At 71.7% G+C, this 19,416-nt stretch carries 16 protein-coding genes; 10 read left to right on the forward strand and 6 right to left on the reverse strand.

The genetic code is table 11. The features are described from left to right. The first annotated feature begins 179 nt into the window (after positions 1 to 179). Positions 180 to 812: a uridine kinase gene (locus ADK41_RS34925; protein WP_030820833.1), complete on the forward strand. Its 633-nt coding sequence runs from the start codon at positions 180 to 182 to the stop codon at positions 810 to 812. 207 nt (positions 813 to 1,019) lie between these two features. Here ADK41_RS34925 and ADK41_RS34930 read toward each other — a convergent pair whose 3' ends face one another. Further along, entirely contained in the window at positions 1,020 to 1,952 is a 933-nt protein-coding gene (locus ADK41_RS34930) for a carbohydrate kinase family protein (protein WP_030820835.1), read from the reverse strand. Beyond that, entirely contained in the window at positions 1,934 to 2,845 is a 912-nt protein-coding gene (locus ADK41_RS34935; protein ID WP_030820837.1) for a pseudouridine-5'-phosphate glycosidase, read from the reverse strand. The genes ADK41_RS34930 and ADK41_RS34935 overlap by 19 nt, the downstream gene beginning before the upstream one ends. Before the next feature lie 101 nt (positions 2,846 to 2,946). Here ADK41_RS34935 and ADK41_RS34940 point away from each other — a divergent pair, with 101 nt between their 5' ends. Next, positions 2,947 to 3,375, forward strand: a complete 429-nt coding sequence (locus tag ADK41_RS34940; RefSeq protein ID WP_030820839.1) for a VOC family protein — start codon at positions 2,947 to 2,949, stop codon at positions 3,373 to 3,375. A 309-nt stretch (positions 3,376 to 3,684) separates the two neighbouring features. Here ADK41_RS34940 and ADK41_RS34945 read toward each other — a convergent pair whose 3' ends face one another. Next, positions 3,685 to 4,239 (reverse strand): methylated-DNA--[protein]-cysteine S-methyltransferase, encoded by a 555-nt coding sequence (locus tag ADK41_RS34945; protein WP_030820842.1) that lies wholly within the window; start codon positions 4,237 to 4,239, stop codon positions 3,685 to 3,687. 54 nt (positions 4,240 to 4,293) lie between these two features. Then, complete coding sequence (locus tag ADK41_RS34950; protein WP_030820843.1) at positions 4,294 to 5,166, reverse strand: glycerophosphodiester phosphodiesterase; 873 nt, start codon at positions 5,164 to 5,166, stop codon at positions 4,294 to 4,296. 278 nt (positions 5,167 to 5,444) lie between these two features. Between ADK41_RS34950 and ADK41_RS34955 the strand changes: the two genes are divergently transcribed. The 7 genes from ADK41_RS34955 (at position 5,445) to aroQ (ending at position 14,693) form a co-directional block, all read left to right on the forward strand. Next, positions 5,445 to 6,308: an MHYT domain-containing protein gene (locus tag ADK41_RS34955; protein WP_030820845.1), complete on the forward strand. Its 864-nt coding sequence runs from the start codon at positions 5,445 to 5,447 to the stop codon at positions 6,306 to 6,308. 41 nt (positions 6,309 to 6,349) lie between these two features. Further along, complete coding sequence (uvrB, locus tag ADK41_RS34960; protein ID WP_030820847.1) at positions 6,350 to 8,497, forward strand: excinuclease ABC subunit UvrB; 2,148 nt, start codon at positions 6,350 to 6,352, stop codon at positions 8,495 to 8,497. A gap of 135 nt (positions 8,498 to 8,632) precedes the next feature. Next, complete coding sequence (locus ADK41_RS34965) at positions 8,633 to 9,211, forward strand: TerD family protein (protein WP_030820849.1); 579 nt, start codon at positions 8,633 to 8,635, stop codon at positions 9,209 to 9,211. A 70-nt stretch (positions 9,212 to 9,281) separates the two neighbouring features. Beyond that, entirely contained in the window at positions 9,282 to 11,285 is a 2,004-nt protein-coding gene (locus ADK41_RS34970) for a TerD family protein (RefSeq protein WP_030820851.1), read from the forward strand. 288 nt (positions 11,286 to 11,573) lie between these two features. Beyond that, positions 11,574 to 12,575 carry a TerC/Alx family metal homeostasis membrane protein gene (locus tag ADK41_RS34975; protein ID WP_030820854.1) on the forward strand — a complete coding sequence of 334 codons (1,002 nt, stop codon included), beginning with the start codon at positions 11,574 to 11,576 and terminating at the stop codon, positions 12,573 to 12,575. 285 nt (positions 12,576 to 12,860) lie between these two features. Then, on the forward strand, positions 12,861 to 13,964 hold the full coding sequence (locus ADK41_RS34980; protein ID WP_030820856.1) for a calcium:proton antiporter: 1,104 nt from the start codon (positions 12,861 to 12,863) through the stop codon (positions 13,962 to 13,964). Positions 13,965 to 14,219: 255 nt separating this feature from the next. Continuing rightward, on the forward strand, positions 14,220 to 14,693 hold the full coding sequence (gene aroQ, locus ADK41_RS34985; protein ID WP_030820860.1) for a type II 3-dehydroquinate dehydratase: 474 nt from the start codon (positions 14,220 to 14,222) through the stop codon (positions 14,691 to 14,693). 52 nt (positions 14,694 to 14,745) lie between these two features. Here aroQ and ADK41_RS34990 read toward each other — a convergent pair whose 3' ends face one another. Then, positions 14,746 to 15,402, reverse strand: coding sequence for an MBL fold metallo-hydrolase (locus tag ADK41_RS34990; protein WP_030820863.1), 657 nt, complete (start codon positions 15,400 to 15,402; stop codon positions 14,746 to 14,748). A 39-nt stretch (positions 15,403 to 15,441) separates the two neighbouring features. Further along, positions 15,442 to 16,131, reverse strand: a complete 690-nt coding sequence (locus ADK41_RS34995; protein WP_030820866.1) for a maleylpyruvate isomerase family mycothiol-dependent enzyme — start codon at positions 16,129 to 16,131, stop codon at positions 15,442 to 15,444. 223 nt (positions 16,132 to 16,354) lie between these two features. Here ADK41_RS34995 and uvrA point away from each other — a divergent pair, with 223 nt between their 5' ends. Beyond that, positions 16,355 to 19,369, forward strand: coding sequence for an excinuclease ABC subunit UvrA (gene uvrA / locus ADK41_RS35000; RefSeq protein ID WP_030820869.1), 3,015 nt, complete (start codon positions 16,355 to 16,357; stop codon positions 19,367 to 19,369). Positions 19,370 to 19,416: the final 47 nt, after the last annotated feature.

The following is a 19,416-nucleotide window of genomic DNA, read 5'->3' on the forward strand; positions in this document are numbered from 1 at the left end:
CCCTCACCATCAGTGCGCACGCCTCTCGGCATCCCCGGCCACGGCCCAGGAGCGCGGGCGCATGCGCGCACGTCCAGGGACGTCGACCGCTCCGGACGCCACCCGGTTCCGCCGGACGCCGGACCCGTGCCGCCGGGGGAGCCGCGCGGTCGGACCCGCTGTCGGCGCATCATGGCCGTGTGCGACTCGAAGCGATCACCTGGGACCGGCTCGGCGACCTCCTCGCCGAGCGCCTGCTGGAGCTGAAGACGGCCGACGGCGGCCCCTGGCCGCGGGTCGCCCTCGACGGAGCCCCCGCCGCGCGTCCGGGAGACCTCGCCGAGCGGGTCGCCGAGGCGCTGCGGATACGCGGCCGGCCCTCCCTGGCCGTCGGCGCCGAGGGCTTCCTGCGACCCGCCTCCGTCCGGCTCGAGTACGGCCACCAGGACCTGGAGTCCTACTACGGCGGCTGGTACGACACCGGCGCCCTCTGGCGCGAGGTGTTCGGCCCCCTCGAGCCCGGCGGGAGCGGACGCGTCCTGCCCGACCTGTGGGACCCCGTCACCGACCGCGCCACCCGCAGCCCTTATGTCCAACTCCCTCCCAGCGGCGTTCTGTTGCTGCACGGCCCCCTCCTCCTGCGCCACTGGTTCCCCTTCGACCTGAGCGTCCACGTCCTGCTCTCCCCGGGCGCCCTGCGCCGTCGTACCGCCGAGGCCGAGCACTGGACCCTCCCCGCCTTCGAGCGCTACGCGCGGGAGGCCGACCCCGCCGGCACGGCCGACGTACTGGTACGGGCCGACGACCCCCGTCATCCGGCCTGGAGCGGCTGACCCCGCCTCGTTCCCCGGAGCGGGAACGTCCGTGTCGGGGCGGCCTCTCCGCAAAGGGGCGATCCCGGAGCCGACGGCTGCGCCGGAACGCCCGGTACAGCATTCTGCCCGTCCTGGACGAGTCGTGTGCGGGCCTGTGGACAGGGGGCATTCCGCTTTGTTCCCGCCTGTGGACGAAGGGAGTTGACCCGTCGTGAGGCCCGTTCGTCAGGCGGGCGCCGGCGGGCGGCCCCCTATGTGTTCCACCGCCTGCGCGCCCGCCCGGCAGCCCTCCCTCGTCGCCTGCTCCGGGCCGGCGCCCGCGAGCAGGGCCGCGAGGAACGCGCCCGTGAACGCGTCACCGGCACCCGTGGTGTCCCGGGGCGCCGCCGATACGGCCGGGACACGGGCGTACACCTCCCCGGACCGGGCGAGCAACGCGCCCTCGGCACCCTGCTTGGCCACCACCAGCGGAACGCGCAGGCTCAGCCGCGCCGCGGCGTCCGCGGCATCGGACGCCCCCGTGAGCAGGCACGCCTCGTCACGGCTGGGCAGCAGGACGTCCACGTCCTCGACCAGCGACAGGAACCGGTCGGCGCCCAGCCGCACGAGGAACCCCCTCGACGCCGGATCCAGGCTCACCGGCACCCCACGGGCCCGCGCCGCCCTCGACGCCACCGCGACCAAGGCCCTGCTCGGCTCGGTGAACAGCAGATAGCCCGACAGGTGCAGCCGCGCCACCCCGTCCAGCAGCGCGTCCGACCAGTCGCCGGGTCCCAGCCGCAGCGACGCGCCGCTGTCGGTGAGGAACGTCCGCTCGGCCGCCGCGCCCCCGTCGACCAGGCAGATCACCGTCCCCGTCGGCGCCTGCCCGTCCACGACCAGCAGCGGACGGACCCCGCAGGCGGCCAGCTCCCGCTCGTGCCAGGCCGCCGCGTCCTCGCCCACCCGACCGAGGAGCCGCACCTCCGTGCCATCCCGGCGCGCCGCCCAGCAGGCCACATTGGCGCCCGCGCCGCCCGGCACCGTCCGGATCGCCGCCGCCGTGTCCGTCCCCGGCGCGAGCGGCCCCCGGTGCCGGGCGACCACATCCGTGATCACGTCGCCGACGACCAGCAGCGCCCCGCCCCGCACGGCGTCCGTCACTCCCCGACGGCCCAGGCCGCCGCGACCCGCGCGGCCAGACGGACGTTGCCCCGGACCGCCGCCAGGTTCGCGGCGAGGGAGGCGCCGTCGGTGTGGCGGACCAGATGGTCGAGCAGGAACGGCGTGACCGCCTGGCCGGTGACCCCCTCCGCCCCGCACGCGCGCAGTGCCTCGTCGAGGACGCGCGCGTGCAGTTCGGGGTCCAACTGCTCCGCCTCGGGAACGGGGTTGGCCACGATCAGCGCCGACTCGTCCCCGCCCAGCGCGTCCTGCGCCCGCATGACCTCCGCTACCTGCGCCGGAGTGTCCAGCCGCCAGTCCACGGGGTGCCCGGAGTCGGAGAGATAGAAGCCGGGGAAGCGGTCCGTGCCGTACCCGGCGACCGCCACCCCCAGTGTCTCCAGCCGTTGCAGGGTCGCGGGCACGTCCAGGATCGACTTCACGCCCGCGCACACCACGGTGATCCGCGTCCGCGCCAGCAGGCCGAGATCGGCCGACTCGTCCTGGGTCACCGTCCACTCCCGGTGCACGCCGCCGAGCCCTCCGGTGGCGAACACCCGTATGCCCGCGAGCGCCGCCAGCCGGGCGGTGGCCGACACCGTGGTCGCCCCGCTCGTCCCGGCGGCCACCGCGAGCGGCAGATCACGATGGCCCAGCTTGCGGATGCCGTCCTCGCCCGCGACCCGTTCCACCTGCTCCTTGTCCAGACCGACCCGGGGCCGCCCGTCCAGCACGGCGATCGTCGCCGGTACCGCACCCTCCTGCCGTACGGCCGCCTCCAGCTCCAGCGCCACCCGGAGATTGCGCGGCCGGGGCAGACCGTGGGCGATGATCGTGGACTCCAGGGCCACCACCGGGCGGCCCTCGGCGATCGCCTCCCGTACCTCTTCGGACACCATGAGCACCATGCGTCTGCCTCCTGTCTGCCGGTTCTCCCTCATCTCTGGCGGACCGGGCACCGGGGCAAACCTCTTGCGCGCCGTCACGGGCGTCGCGGAGGCTGGAAGCCATGACGGACAACACGACTCGCCTCGATCACATCGTCCTGTGGGTGGACGATCCCCTCGCCGCCGCCGGTTTCTACGAGAAGACCGTGGGCCTGGAGCCCGTCAGGCTCACCGAATACTCCGCCGGTGAGGCGCCGTTTCCCTCGGTGCGGGTGAACGAGGAGACGATCCTCGATCTCATGCCGCGGGCGAAGGCGGAACGCATGGGCATGGTTCCCGGCGCCGCGGAGAGCTCGGGGCATCCCGTGAACCATGTCTGTCTGTCGCTGGCGGCCTCGGACTTCGACGCTCTGCGCAGTCGGCTGGAGGAGGGCTCCGTACCGGTGTCGGACGTCTCGCGTGATTCCTTCGGGGCGCGGGGGTCGGCCCGGCGCAGCTTCTACTTCCGGGATCCGGACGGCAACGTGTTCGAGGCGCGGCACTACGACTGACCGGAGGCTCTCCGCTTCCCGCGCCGGTGCCGACCGGGGCGCCTCACAGCCCGGTGCTCGCGGGGACGCCCCGCGTCGGTGGGCCGGGGGGTGTGCGCGGCCCGGCGCTCGCAGGGTGCCTCCCCCACTCTCGGCTCCTCCCCCCACTCTCGGCTTCGCTCGAGCGGGGGGACCCCCATGAGCGGGGGCCCTATGGGCGGGAGGTGTCCCCATCGCCCCGGGGGCGCCTCCCAGGCCGTTCAGGCGCTGGGGGAGGCACGACTGCCGGCGGGTACGCCGGCAGGCGACTGCCCGCGGTGGGCGGGAGGGTCAGAACAACGGCTCGGGGAGGACGCCCTCCAGGGCGAGGAGGCGGCGTTTGGCTTCCAGGCCGCCGCCGAAGCCGCCGATGCCCCCGTCGCTCTCCACCACCCGGTGGCACGGCACGACCACCGGCAACGGATTCGCGCCCATCGCCATGCCCACGGCCTGGGCCGCGCCGGGCTGGCCGACCCGCCGGGCCAGATCGCCGTACCCGACGACCGAGCCGAACGGCACCCCGGTGGCCAGCTCCCGCAGCACCTCGCGGTGGAAGCCCGAGATCAGCGACCAGTCCAGCGGCAGCTCGAAGTCCCGCCGCTCGCCCGCGAAGTACGCCTCGACCTGGCGTATCGCCTCGGCCAGCAACGGGGAGCCGGGCTCCTCGACGGGCTCGGCGCCGAGCCGCGACGCCAGCCGCTCCAGCGCGCTGCCGCGCACCTCGCCGGTGGCGTGGAACACGACGTTGACCAGACCCTCACAGGTCGCGGCCAGCAGCAGTGGGCCGATGCCGGTGCCGACGACGGCCCACACCACCCGCTGCCCGTACCGCCCATGGCTGTCCATGCGCACCACCGTACGGCCCGCCACCGACAACGCCCCGAAGCGCGGGCGGACGCCTCAGCCGCGCACCGCGTCCCGCACCACGTCGGGAGCGTTGGTGATGATCCCGTCGACTCCGAACCCGGCGACCCGCCGGGCGGCGGCCGCGTCGTTCACGGTCCAGGTGCACACCTCCAGCGGCTTGCCGTGCACCCCCTTGAAGGCGTGCACGGCGGCGACGTAACCGGCGGTGAGGGAACCGTACGAGGGATTGATCTGGTCGGTGAAGGCCGCGTACGCGGGCAGGTCCGCCACGGGCGGCGTCCCGAGGAAGCCCGTCTTCACCGCGGGCCGCAGATCGTGGACCGTCCGTACGCTGTCCGCGCTGAAGCTCTGCACGATCAGCCGGTCCCGCACGTGCCGGCGGTCCAGCCAGCCCTCGTCGCCCAGCACCTTGACGATCTGCCGCTCGATGCCGGGATACAGCCGAGGGTTCTTGATCTCCAGCAGCAGCTTCTGACGGTGCCGCTCGACGCGGTGCACGAACTGCTCCAGCGTCGGCACACGCGCGCCCGCGTACGCGGGGCCGAACCAGCTGCCCGCGTCCAGCCGGGCGATCTCCGCGGCGGTGAAGTCCTTCACCTTCCACGGGGCCCGGTCGGGGAAGACCTCCTCGACGTCGGTGGTCCGCTGGAGGCTGTCGTCGTGCAGGACGACGAGTTCACCGTCCCTGGTGCGCTGGACGTCGTTCTCCACCCAGTCGACGCCGAGCGCGGCGGCCCGGTCGACGGCCGCCAGGGTGTTCTCGGGCGCGTACGCGGACGCGCCCCGGTGGGCCATCACCAGGGGCCGCGCGGAGTCCTCCGCGGCCCGCGCGGGGGAGAGCGGGAGCAGGAGGGCGGCGGCGCCCAGGAGCGCGGTGGCCGAGACGGTGACAGAGCGTGCGGACATGCGTACCCCTCGCGTCGAGCGATCACGGTCGGCTCAACTCTGACAGCGGAGGGTCGACACGAGGCGAGTGCGGGATGACCGTGGATTGAACGGTGTCGGCCGGACTCCGCACACTGGTGCCACACACCTGGGGCGAGGGCGTGTTTCTTTGCCGGAAAGTCGTTCGTCCGTTCCGGCGGGGGTCATACTCTCTGCGTCGTTCCTGGCCGCCTCCGCGGCGCCGGGAGGGGGGATGTCAGGGCGTTGCGGGACACACGGGTCGGAAAGGGCAACCGCGCATGCACAGCACGGTCGACGGATTCAGCTACGGCCTGGTCACACCGCTGGTGGCCTTCCTCATGGCCTGTCTCGGCGGCGCCCTGGGCCTGCGCTGCACCGCCAGGGCCATCAGGGTGGCCCGCTCCTGGCGCCCCGGCTGGCTCGCCCTGGGGGCCGCGACCATCGGCTCCGGCATCTGGACGATGCACTTCGTCGCGATGACGGGCTTCACCGTCGAGGGCACGCCGATCCACTACGACCGGCTGATCACGTTCGCCAGTCTGGCCGTCGCCGTCGTCATGGTGGGCATCGGGATCTTCATCGTCGGTTACAAGGGCGCCTCCGGAACGGCCCTGTTCACCGGGGGCACCATCACCGGCCTCGGCATCGCCTCGATGCACTACCTCGGCATGGCGGGGATGAACCTCGACGGATACCTGGAGTACGACGTCCCCACGGTCGCCGCGTCCGTCGCCATCGCCATGGCCGCCGCCAGCGCCGCCCTGTGGGCGGCCGGGCAGGTGCGGGGCTTCCTGTGGGGCCTGGGCGCCAGCGTCGTCATGGGGCTCGCGGTCACCGGGATGCACTACACGGGCATGGCCGCGCTCGAGGTGCACGTCCACGGAACGGCCGACCCCGTCGCGGGGGAGCCGGCGGCCACCCTGCTCGGGCCGATGATGGTCGGACCGCTCGCCTTCCTCGTCCTGGCGGGCGTCGTGGTGCTCTTCGATCCGCTGATGGTCGCCGGCGGGTCCGCCCCGCCCCCCGCCGAGCGAAAGCCCGGCGTCCCCGCCCACTCCCCGGCCCACCACACCCCGGCACGCTCGCGGCTGCGGGCCCGCGGCCCCGTGGAACACCGCTCCCGGACCCCGCAACGCCGCTGATCCCGGACCCATTGTCAGTGGGTGGCCGTACGGTGGATGACATGCGGCCCGTTTCCCAGATCGAACGCACGGTGGCGCCCTTCGAGGTCGTCAGCCCCTACCAGCCGAGCGGCGACCAGCCGACGGCCATCGCCGACCTCGCCCGGCGCATCGAAGCAGGTGAGAAGGATGTCGTCCTGCTCGGCGCGACCGGCACCGGCAAGTCCGCCACCACCGCGTGGATGATCGAGAAGCTCCAGCGCCCCACCCTGGTCATGGCGCCGAACAAGACCCTGGCGGCCCAGCTGGCCAACGAGTTCCGCGAGCTGCTGCCGAACAACGCGGTCGAATACTTCGTCTCGTACTACGACTACTACCAGCCCGAGGCGTACGTCCCGCAGTCGGACACCTACATCGAGAAGGACTCCTCGATCAACGAGGAGGTCGAGCGGCTGCGCCACTCCGCGACCAACTCGCTGCTCACCCGCCGCGACGTCGTCGTGGTCGCCTCCGTCTCCTGCATCTACGGCCTGGGCACCCCGCAGGAGTACGTGGACCGCATGGTCCCCCTGCGCGTCGGCGACGAGCACGACCGCGACGAGCTGCTGCGCCGCTTCGTCGACATCCAGTACACACGCAACGACATGGCCTTCACCCGCGGCACCTTCCGCGTCCGCGGCGACACCATCGAGATCTTCCCGGTCTACGAGGAGCTCGCCGTCCGCATCGAGATGTTCGGCGACGAGATCGAGGCGCTGTCCACGCTCCACCCGCTCACCGGCGAGATCATCAGCGACGACCAGCAGCTGTACGTCTTCCCGGCCTCCCACTACGTCGCGGGCCCCGAGCGGCTGGAGCGCGCGGTCAACGACATCGAGAAGGAGCTCGGCGAGCGCCTGACCGAGCTGGAGAGGCAGGGCAGGCTCCTGGAGGCCCAGCGCCTGCGTATGCGCACCACGTACGACATCGAGATGCTCCGCCAGATCGGCTCCTGCTCCGGCGTGGAGAACTACTCGATGCACTTCGACGGCCGCTCTCCCGGCTCCCCGCCGAACACCCTGCTGGACTACTTCCCGGACGACTTCCTCCTCGTCATCGACGAGTCGCACGTCACCGTCCCGCAGATCGGCGCCATGTACGAGGGCGACGCCTCCCGTAAGCGCACCCTCGTCGACCACGGTTTCCGGCTCCCCTCCGCCCTGGACAACCGGCCGCTGAAGTGGGAGGAGTTCCAGGGGCGCGTCGGCCAGACCGTCTACCTGTCGGCCACCCCCGGACAGTACGAGCTCTCCCGCTCGGACGGCTTCGTCGAGCAGATCATCCGTCCCACCGGCCTCGTCGACCCCGAGGTCGTGGTCAAGCCCACCGAGGGCCAGATCGACGACCTGGTGCACGAGATCCGCACCCGTGTGGAGAAGGACGAACGCGTCCTGGTCACCACGCTCACCAAGAAGATGGCCGAGGACCTCACCGACTACTTCCTGGAACTCGGCATCCAGGTGCGCTACCTGCACAGCGACGTCGACACCCTGCGCCGGGTCGAGCTGCTGCGGGAGCTGCGCAGCGGCGAGTACGACGTCCTCGTCGGCATCAACCTGCTGCGCGAGGGCCTCGACCTGCCCGAGGTGTCCCTGGTGGCCATCCTCGACGCCGACAAGGAGGGCTTCCTGCGCTCGGGCACCTCCCTGATCCAGACCATCGGCCGCGCGGCGCGCAACGTCTCCGGTCAGGTCCACATGTACGCGGACAAGATCACCCCGGCGATGGAGAAGGCCATCGACGAGACCAACCGCCGCCGGGAGAAGCAGATCGCGTACAACCGGGCGCACGGCATCGACCCGCAGCCCCTGCGCAAGAAGATCAACGACATCGTCGCCCAGATCGCCCGCGAGGACATCGACACCGAGCAGCTGCTCGGCTCGGGCTACCGCCAGGCCAAGAAGGACGGCGGCGCCAAGGCGCCCGTGCCCTCCCTGGGCGCCAAGGCGGCCAAGGGCGCGAAGAGCGCCAAGGGCGCCCGGGGCAAGGCCGCCGAGACCGTGCCGACCGACCGTCCCGCCGCCGAGCTCGCCGAGCAGATCGAGGAACTCACCACGCGGATGCGGGCCGCCGCGGCGGACCTGCAGTTCGAGATCGCGGCCCGGCTGCGCGACGAGGTGTCCGAGATGAAGAAGGAGCTGCGGCAGATGCAGGAGGCCGGCCTGTCCTGACGGCCGGGTACGCGATGTGTTGCAAGAACGACACAAAGCACGGACCGGGGTACGTCGCCGTCAGTGCCCCTGCGTAGGGTTCTGAGCAACCGCGATCGCGCGGTAACAGGGGAAGTCCGAGAGGGGAATCAGCGCGTGACCGTCAACATGACCAAGGGTCAGGCCATCAGTCTGCAGAAGAACGACGGCGGCAGCCTGACCGCGGTGCGCATGGGTCTCGGCTGGCAGGCGGCTCCCCGTCGCGGCCTGTTCGGCTCGCGCACCCGGGAGATCGACCTGGACGCCTCGGCCGTCCTGTTCGCGGACAAGCAGCCGGTCGACGTCGTCTTCTTCCGCCACCTGGTGAGCGACGACGGCTCGGTGCGTCACACCGGTGACAACCTCGTCGGCGGTGTCGGCCAGGGCGGCGACGACGAGGCCATCCTCGTCGACCTCTCGCGCGTCCCGGTCCACATCGACCAGATCGTCTTCACCGTGAACTCCTTCACGGGCCAGACCTTCCAGGAGGTGCAGAACGCGTTCTGCCGCCTCGTCGACGAGACCAACGGCCAGGAGCTCGCCCGCTACACGCTGGCCGGCGGCGGCGCCTACACGGCCCAGATCATGGCGAAGGTGCACCGCTCCGGTACCGGCTGGACGATGACGGCCCTGGGCAACCCGGCCAACGGCCGCACCTTCCAGGACCTGATGCCGGCGATCCTGCCGGTCCTCTAGCCACCGCGCCCGAAGCCGGGCCGGGGCACGCCGGACGACACATCACACGCGACACGGGGGGACGAAGGCGATGACTGCCGAGCTGGTGCGGGGGCAGAACCACCCGCTCTCCCAGTCCCGTCTGGAGATCCGGGTCTCGGCCGGCGCACCGGTCGTGGCCGCGGCCGCGCTCGGCGACGAGAACGGCCGGATCCACGGAGTGGAGTGGGTGGCCCACCCGGGCGCGCCCACCCGGCCCGGTCTGGAGGTGTCGCGTCAGGCGGCCGCCGACCACCGTCTCGCGGTGGACCTGGACGCCATGACGGAGGCGGTTCACCGCGTCAGTGTGCTGCTCGCCCTGCCCGCCCCGGGCAGCGGTCCGGGCCCCGCCCGGTTCGGCGCCGTGGCGGCCCCCTTCGTCGCCGTCACCGGCCTGGACGGCAGCGAGATCGCCGGCTACACCATCACGGGCCTGGAGACGGAGTCGGCCGTCGTCGCGCTGGAGCTCTACCGGCGGCAGGGCGCCTGGAAGGTGCGTGCCGTCGGCCAGGGCTACGCGGGCGGCCTGGCCGACCTCCTCACCGACCAGGGCCTGCCCGAGGCCGTACAGCTCGCGGGCGCCGTCGACGAGGCGGTCACGCGGGGCCTCGCCCGCTCCGTGCAGGCGCCCCCGTCCCGCCCGGCCGACGGCGACCGCTCCCGTCAGCCGGCCGCCCCCGCGGTCGGCCCCGAGCAAGGTGGCACCGCACCGCAGGGCGCCCCCGGCTCCGTACCGCCGTCGTACGGCGGGCAGCCGGCCGGCGGGCCGGGGCAGGCCGGACCGCAGTCGGCGTACGGCGGAACCGGTGCCGCGGACCCGTCCGCGACCGCCGGCGGCCCGATCGACTACAGCCACCCCGGCCGGCGGAACTCCGCACCGCCGCCCCCGCCCACCGCGCCGCCGGCGCCGCCCGGACAGCCCGCGCGGCCCGTCGCGGGGGACGCGACCGGCTGGTCCATGGAGGAGCGGCTCTACAACCAGGTCTGGGGCATGTTCGAGGACCTGGCCCGCACCGCCGCCGCCTACCGCAGCGCCGTCGACTTCGCCGAGTCCCGCATGGACAAGGAGCTGGAGCAGGCCCTGTCCGACCCGCGCAGCCGGATCGGCGGCCAGAGCGACGCCGTGCGCGAGGCCGCCCGGGCCCGGCACGCACAGCTCGTCGGCCAGGCGCGAGAAGTCCTCGACCGGGACCTCGCCCAGCTCGCCGCCGAGGCCGACGTCGTCGAACCCGCACTGCCCCCGGCCTTCGCCCGCTGGGACAACCCCGCCTGGCACGCCTACCGGGTGCCGATGGAGATACCCATGGCGCTGCGTCTGGGCGATCTGCGGCTGCCGGAGGCCGACCGGATCCGCATCCCGATGCTGCTCCGGCTGCCGCTGGAGCGCGGCCTGTGGATCGACAGCGGACGGGCCGACCCGGTCGACGGGTCGTTCACCGACTCCCACGACATGCGGCGCCTCGCCATGGAGACGGCGGTGGCGCACGCGGCGCGACTGCTCGCCGTGTACCCGGCGGGCGAGTTCACCGTGCACGTCATCGACCCGGCCGGATCGGGCGAGCAGCCGCTGGCACCGCTGACGCGGACCGGTGTGCCGGCGGCTCCGCCCGCCCGGGGCGCCGCGGGCGTGGCGGAGGTGCTGGGCCGGCTCACACAGCGGGTCGACCTGGTGCAGATGGCGCTGCGCGGAGGCGCCCCGGACGCGCTGCCGCCCGGCTTCGACACCTCCCAGCAGCTGCTGATCGTCAATGACTTCCCGCACGGCTTCGACGACCGGGCCGTGAACCAGTTGCGCTACCTCGCCGACGAGGGCCCGTCCGTCGGGGTCCATCTGATGATGGTCGCCGACCGCGAGGAGTCCGCGGGCTACGGCCCGCTCCTCGACCCGCTGTGGCGTTCGCTGCTGCGACTGACCCCCGTGCCCGACGACCACCTGGCCGACCCGTGGGTCGGACACGCCTGGACCTACGAGCCGCCGCTCGTGCCGCCGGGCAGTCAGATCCTCCACCAGGTGCTCACCCAGGTCGCGGCGGCCCGCCGCTCATGGAGCAGGTGACGCCCCCCACCCCCTTGATCAAGGCCGAGTAAAGCGCCGCCATCTGCGGCTTTGTATCTTTCTTTACTTCCCCCTTTACCAACTCTTGGTGATTGGGTACTGTTGACCGCACGGAGGGGAGTACTCCCTGTCTGTGCGGCGACCCCGTCAATACGGATCAGGCCAGATCCCGGGGCGTCGGCCCGAAGGAACGTCCGGACGCAGCCGAGCGCCGGAGGCCCGGGTGGAAGAGACCTCCGGCAGCGACGACGCTGACATTTGCCGTGTGACGTATCTGCCGGAGGCGCAGTGGATGTTTCCCCGACCCTATGGGTCCTGACGATCGCGGGCCTGTGTGCCCTCATCGCCGTCGACTTCTTCATCGGTCGCAAACCGCATGACGTATCCATCAAGGAAGCCGGGATCTGGACCGTCGTCTGGATCGTCCTGGCCGCGCTCTTCGGGCTGGGCCTGCTGATCTGGGGTGGAGGGCAGGCCGGAGGCGAGTTCTTCGCCGGCTACATCACCGAGAAGTCGCTGAGCGTCGACAACCTCTTCGTCTTCGTCCTGATCATGGCGAAGTTCGCGGTGCCGACGCAGTACCAGCAGCGGGTGCTCCTCGTCGGCGTCCTCATCGCCCTGGTGCTGCGCGCGATATTCATCGCCGCCGGCGCGGCGATCCTCGCCAGCTTCTCCTGGGTGTTCTACCTCTTCGGCGCCTTCCTGATCTGGACCGCCTGGAAGCTCATCCAGGAGGCCCGGGCCGACGAGGAGGACGAGGAGTACGAGGAGAACAAGCTGCTCAAGGCGGCCGAGCGCCGCTTCGGCGTGGCCGACCGGTACCACGGCACCAAGCTGTGGATCGAGCAGAACGGCAAGCGGGTCATGACCCCGATGCTCGTCGTCATGCTCGCCATCGGCACCACGGACATCCTGTTCGCGCTCGACTCGATCCCCGCGATCTTCGGCCTGACGCAGGACCCGTACATCGTGTTCACGGCGAACGCGTTCGCGCTGATGGGCCTCAGGCAGCTGTACTTCCTGATCGGCGGCCTGCTGAGGAAGCTGGTCCACCTGTCCTACGGCCTGTCGATCATCCTCGGCTTCATCGGTGTGAAGCTGGTGCTGCACGCACTGCACGAGTCCGGGGTACATGTACCCGAGATCAGCATCCCGGTCTCGCTGGGCGTGATCTGCGCGGTCCTGGTCGTCACCACGATCACCAGCCTGCGGGCCTCCCGCAAGCAGGCGGAGGCCGAGGCGACAGCGGACCGGGGCGAGATCCCCGTGAAGAACGACATCGACGTCTGACCCTGTCGGACACCGGAACGCCGGTACCGGGAGCGGAGGTCAGCACCTCGCCGACCACCGCTCCCGGTCCCGTCTGTTCCCACCCCGCGCCGCCCGCAGGCGCCGACCGAACACGACTCGTACGAGGAGGCCATGCGTGACCATGATGACCCCGAGACGATCAGGATCGCGGAGCGGAGGGGTACGCCGTGCGGCGGTGGCGCCCCCCGTGCCCCCTGCGGTCGGCCGGTGGTCGGAGGGCCGCGGTGAGGTGCGCCGCCCGTTCACGTCTGCGACGATCGCCCCATGACCGCTCGGCTCAGGTCACCCGCGGCACAGTGGACGACCCTCGTGCCGGTGCTCGCCGTGGTTCTGCTGGCCCTGACCTGGGGACGGGAACTGCCCGGCTGGGTCGTCGTACTGGTGACCGCGATCCTCGCGGGGTCCGTGCTGGCGGCCGTGCACCACGCCGAGGTGGTCGCGCACCGGGTCGGTGAGCCCTTCGGCTCCCTGGTCCTCGCGGTCGCCGTCACCGTCATCGAGGTGGCACTGATCGTCACGCTGATGCTCGACGGCGGGGACAAGAGCGCGACGCTCGCCAGGGACACCGTGTTCGCGGCCGTGATGATCACCGTCAATGGAATCCTCGGACTGAGTCTGCTGGTGGGCTCACTGCGCCACGGCACGGCGGTGTTCAATTCGGAAGGCACCGGCGCGGCCCTCGCCACGGTCGCGACGCTGGCGACCCTCAGCCTCGTGCTGCCGACGTTCACCACGAGCAAGCCCGGCCCGGAGTTCTCCACCGTGCAGCTCACGTTCGCGGCGGTCTCCTCGCTGATCCTCTACGCCTTGTTCGTGGCGACCCAGACCATCAGACATCGCGACTACTTCCTGCCGATAGTCAAGCAGAACGAGCCGGCCTCCCCCGAGCAGGAGCACGCCGAGGCCCCCTCCACGCGCACCGCCCTGATCAGTCTCGGGCTGCTGGGCCTGGCCCTGGTCGGAGTGGTCGGGCTGGCCAAAGGGGTCTCGCCCACGATCGAGTCCGGGGTGGACGCCGCCGGGCTGCCCCACTCCGTCGTCGGCGTGATCATCGCCCTGCTGGTCCTGCTCCCGGAGACCATCGCCGCGGTGCGGGCCTCGCGCCGCAACCAGGTGCAGACGAGCATGAACCTCGCGCTCGGCTCGGCGATGGCCAGTATCGGTCTGACCATCCCCGCCGTCGCGCTGGCCTCCCTGTGGCTCCCCGGTCCGCTCGTCCTCGGCCTCGGCAACACCCATATGGTGCTGCTCGCCCTGACCATGGTGGTGGGCGCGCTGACCGTGGTCCCCGGGCGGGCCACACCGCTCCAGGGAGGCGTGCACCTGGTGCTGCTCGCGGCCTATCTGGAGCTGGCGCTCAACCCCTAGCGGAAGGGCCGGCGGTACACGGCAGCACGCTGCGCGGCGGCGTGGGCCGCGACCCTCCCGTGGTTCGGGGGCCGCCCGAGGACCCAGCTCCTCGGGCGGCCCCCGAGCAGTGCCGGGCAGCGGCCGGATCACGGCCGCGCGGTTACCCGGCGCGGGCTCGGTCAGGACTCAACGGCCGTGCGCCGCACCGTGATAAACCGGGTCCGAGCAGCGGTTCCGGCGAGGACCGCCCCACCCCGACGGACCGGAGGAACCGTGCCCCGCAACCTGGCCAACGCCCCCATCATGATCCTCAACGGCCCCAACCTGAACCTGCTGGGACAGCGCCAGCCTGAGATCTACGGCTCCGACACGCTCGCCGACGTGGAGGCGATGTGCGCCGAGGCGGCGGCGGCACGGGGCGGCACGGTGGATCTGCGCCAGTCCAACCACGAGGGCCGGCTGGTGGACTGGATCCACGAGGCGCGGCTGAACCACTGCGGGATCGTCATCAACCCCGGCGCCTACTCGCACACCTCCGTCGCCATCCTGGACGCCCTCAACGCCTGCGACGGCCTGCCCGTGCTGGAGGTGCACATCTCCAACATCCACCGGCGCGAGTCCTTCCGCCACCACTCCTACGTCTCCCTGCGCGCCGACGGGGTCATCGCGGGATGCGGGGTGCAGGGGTACGTGTTCGCGGTGGAACGGATCGCGGCGCTGGCCGGCCCGGGAGCGGCCGAGGCGTGAGCCCCGCTCGCCGGAACCCGGGCAGGGAGGGCGGGGCTCACAGGGGCCGCGCTCACCAGCCCCGCGCGTGCCACTCCGGCAGATGCGGGCGTTCCGCGCCCAGGGTGGTGTCGTCGCCGTGGCCGGGGTAGACCCAGGTCTCGTCCGGGAGGACATCGAAGATCTTGGTCTCGACGTCGTGGATCAGACGGGCGAACGCCTTCGGGTCCTTGTGGGTGTTGCCCACACCGCCCGGAAACAGACAGTCCCCGGTGAACACATGCGGATGCCCGTGGGGGTCGTCGTAGACGAGGGCGATCGAGCCGGGCGTGTGCCCGACCAGATGGCGGGCGGTGAGCTCCACCCGGCCCACGCGGATGGTGTCGCCGTCGTCGACCGGCACGTCCGTCGGCACGGGGATGCCCTCGGCGTCCTCCCGGCCCGCGTGGGTGCGGGCGCCGGTGGCCGCGACGACCTCGGCCAGCGCCTGCCAGTGGTCGCCGTGCCGGTGGGTGGTGACGACGGACGCGATGCCGTCGTCACCGATCGTCCCCAGCAGGGTCTTCGCGTCGTTGGCCGCGTCGATCAGCAACTGCTCGTCGGTGGCCCGGCAACGCAGCAGGTAGGCGTTGTTGTCCATGGGGCCGACCGCGACCTTGGTGATCATCAGGTCCTTGAGTTCGTGCACGTCGGCTGGGCCGCCGACCGTCACCCGACCGCTGTACGTCATGACCGTCAGCCTATAGCGGGAACCCGTGCGGGACAGGCGCTACAGCGGGGGCAGCGACGGGAGGTCACCGCCCTTGACCGTCAGGGCGGCGCCGTCCCGGCGGCCGGCCAGCCAGCCGAGCAGGTCGGCGGCCGTCCCCTCGACCGCGACCGGGCCGCCGTCCGCCCCGCCGCCGGTCGTCCGGATCCCGCCGTCCACGGTGGCCAGGGCGGTCGACGGCACGTCCCGGTGACCGGCGAACCGCGCCGCGAGGAAGTCGATCTCCCGCTCCGTGAACTCCGCCGGCAGGTCCTCCAGCTCGTAACCGATCCCGAGGTCCACGTGGTGCAGCTCCACCTCGACCCACCGGCGGAACGGCAACCGCTCCGCCCGGTCCGTGACCCCGTTGCGCAGCTCCACCGTGCGCGACCAGTCCGCCGGTGCCGCGCCCGCCGCGCGGAAGCGCTCCGCGCTCTCGCGCACGTCGGTGAGGTGCGCGTCGAGGGGGCGCGGCGCGTCCCGCTCGATGTCGGCGTCCCGGGCCTCGCCGGACACGTACATGGGGCGGCCCTCGAGGACGTTCACCAGGGCGTCGGCGTTGCGGGCCAGATGGGCCAGGACGTGGCCGCGGGTCCAGCCGGGCAGCCGTGACGACTGGGTCACAGCCGCGTCGTCCAGCGCGGCGACCGCGGTGAGCAGCCGCTCGGTCGCCGCTTGTACAGACGCCAGGTCATCAGCGTGATCAATCATGGTGCTGACCCTAGTCCCGTCACACCATCGGGTGAAGGTGGCGAAGCCGCACCCTTAATCGAATGTACGTGCTATATGGTCGTGTTCGGCGTCGGGCATGCTGGAGAGCCGGGGTTTGTTGACAACCCGTGAAACCGAACCGGCGTTGTCAGTGGCTCCCCCTAGTCTGAGGAAGGCGGGGGCTTCGCCCCTGTCACTTCCCTCAAGAAAGGTGCGGACCGGCGTGGCCGACCGTCTCATCGTTCGTGGAGCGCGCGAGCACAACCTCAAGAACGTCTCGCTCGATCTCCCGCGCGACTCGCTCATCGTCTTCACGGGCCTGTCGGGGTCGGGCAAGTCCTCGCTGGCCTTCGACACGATCTTCGCCGAGGGGCAGCGGCGCTACGTGGAGTCGCTCTCCTCGTACGCCCGGCAGTTCCTCGGCCAGATGGACAAGCCGGACGTCGACTTCATCGAGGGCCTCTCCCCGGCGGTCTCCATCGACCAGAAGTCGACCTCCCGCAACCCGCGCTCCACGGTCGGCACGATCACCGAGGTCTACGACTACCTGCGCCTGCTCTTCGCGCGCATCGGCAAGCCGCACTGCCCCGAGTGCTCCCGGCCGATCTCGCGCCAGTCGCCGCAGGCCATCGTCGACAAGGTCCTGGAGCTGCCCGAGGGCAGCCGCTTCCAGGTGCTCTCCCCGCTGGTGCGCGAGCGCAAGGGCGAGTTCGTCGACCTCTTCTCCGACCTCCAGACCAAGGGCTACTCCCGCGCGCGGGTGGACGGCGAGACGATCCAGCTCTCCAACCCGCCCACGCTGAAGAAGCAGGAGAAGCACACCGTCGAGGTGGTCGTCGACCGCCTCACGGTCAAGGACGGCGCCAAGCGCCGCCTCACCGACTCCGTCGAGACCGCCCTCGGCCTGTCCGGCGGCATGGTCGTGCTCGACTTCGTCGACCTCCCCGAGGACGACCCCGAGCGCGAGCGCATGTACTCCGAGCACCTGTACTGCCCGTACGACGACCTGTCCTTCGAGGAGCTCGAGCCGCGCTCCTTCTCCTTCAACTCGCCCTTCGGCGCCTGCCCCGAGTGCACCGGCATCGGCACGCGCATGGAGGTCGACCCCGAGCTGATCGTCCCCGACCCGGACAAGAGCCTCGACGAGGGCGCCATCCACCCGTGGTCGCACGGCCAGACCAAGGACTACTTCGCCCGTCTGATCGGCGCCCTCGCGGACGCGCTGGGCTTCCGCACCGACATCCCGTTCGCGGGTCTGCCGCAGCGCGCCAGGAAGGCGCTGCTGCACGGCCACAAGACCCAGGTCGAGGTCCGCTACCGCAACCGCTACGGTCGCGAGCGCCGGTACACCACGGCCTTCGAGGGCGCCGTCCCCTTCGTCAAGCGCCGGCACAGCGAGGCCGAGAGCGACGCCAGCCGCGAGCGCTTCGAGGGCTACATGCGCGAGGTGCCCTGCCCCACCTGTGAGGGCACCCGGCTCAAGCCGGTCGTCCTCGCCGTCACGGTCATGGGCAAGTCCATCGCCGAGGTCTCCGGGATGTCCATCAGCGACTGCGCGGACTTCCTGGGCGAGCTCAAGCTCACCGCCCGCGACAAGAAGATCGCCGAGCGCGTGCTCAAGGAGGTCAACGAGCGGCTGCGGTTCCTGGTCGACGTCGGCCTGGACTACCTCTCGCTCAACCGCGCGGCGGGCACGCTCTCCGGCGGCGAGGCCCAGCGCATCCGCCTGGCCACCCAGATCGGCTCCGGACTCGTCGGCGTGCTCTACGTCCTCGACGAGCCCTCCATCGGCCTGCACCAGCGCGACAACCACCGGCTGATCGAGACCCTGGTCCGGCTGCGCGACATGGGCAACACGCTCATCGTGGTGGAGCACGACGAGGACACCATCAAGGTCGCCGACTGGATCGTCGACATCGGTCCCGGCGCCGGCGAGCACGGCGGCAAGGTCGTGCACAGCGGCTCCCTGAAGGAGCTGCTCGCCAACGCCGAGTCGCAGACCGGCCAGTACCTGTCCGGCAAGAAGGCCATCCCGCTGCCCGACGTCCGCCGCCCGCACGACCCGTCGCGCCGGCTCACGGTGCACGGCGCCCGCGAGAACAACCTCCAGGACATCGACGTGTCCTTCCCGCTGGGCGTCTTCACCGCGGTCACCGGTGTGTCCGGCTCCGGCAAGTCCACGCTGGTCAACGACATCCTGTACACCCACCTCGCCCGCGAGCTGAACGGCGCCCGCAGCGTCCCCGGCCGGCACACGCGCGTGGACGGCGACGACCTCGTCGACAAGGTCGTCCACGTCGACCAGTCGCCCATCGGCCGCACCCCGCGCTCCAACCCGGCGACGTACACGGGTGTCTTCGACCACGTCCGCAAGCTGTTCGCCGAGACCACCGAGGCGAAGGTCCGCGGCTACCTGCCCGGCCGCTTCTCCTTCAACGTCAAGGGCGGCCGCTGCGAGAACTGCGCGGGCGACGGCACCATCAAGATCGAGATGAACTTCCTCCCGGACGTGTACGTCCCGTGCGAGGTCTGCCACGGCGCCCGGTACAACCGGGAGACCCTGGAGGTCCACTACAAGGGCAAGTCCATCGCCGACGTCCTGAACATGCCGATCGAAGAGGCCATGCACTTCTTCGAGGCCGTCCCGGCCATCGCCCGCCACCTGAGGACGCTCAACGACGTCGGTCTCGGCTACGTCCGGCTCGGCCAGTCCGCGACCACCCTGTCCGGCGGCGAGGCACAGCGCGTGAAGCTCGCCAGCGAGCTGCAGAAGCGCTCCACCGGCCGCACGGTCTACGTGCTGGACGAGCCGACCACCGGTCTGCACTTCGAGGACATCAGCAAGCTGCTGAAGGTCCTGTCCGGCCTGGTCGACAAGGGCAACACGGTCATCGTCATCGAGCACAACCTCGATGTGATCAAGACCGCCGACTGGGTCGTCGACATGGGGCCCGAGGGCGGTTCCGGCGGCGGCCTGGTCGTCGCGGAGGGCACCCCGGAGCAGGTCGCCGGCGTTCCGGCCAGCCACACCGGCAAGTTCCTGCGGGACATCCTGGGAGCGGAGCGGATCAGCGACGCCGCGCACGCGCCGGCCCCGCGCAAGGCGGCGGCGAGGAAGACGGTCGCCGCCAGGGCCACCACCAGGAAGACGGCCACCAGGACGGTCGACGGCACGGCGGCCAAGAAGACGGCCACCAAGGCCGCCGCGAAGAAGACGACGCGGGCGGCCAAGGGCTGACCGGCCCGCACCGGCACGCGCCGTGCCGCACGGAGACCCCGTGCGGC

The sequence above is a fragment of the Streptomyces caelestis genome (assembly GCF_001279005.1).
Classification (GTDB): Bacteria; Actinomycetota; Actinomycetes; order Streptomycetales; family Streptomycetaceae; genus Streptomyces; species Streptomyces heliomycini.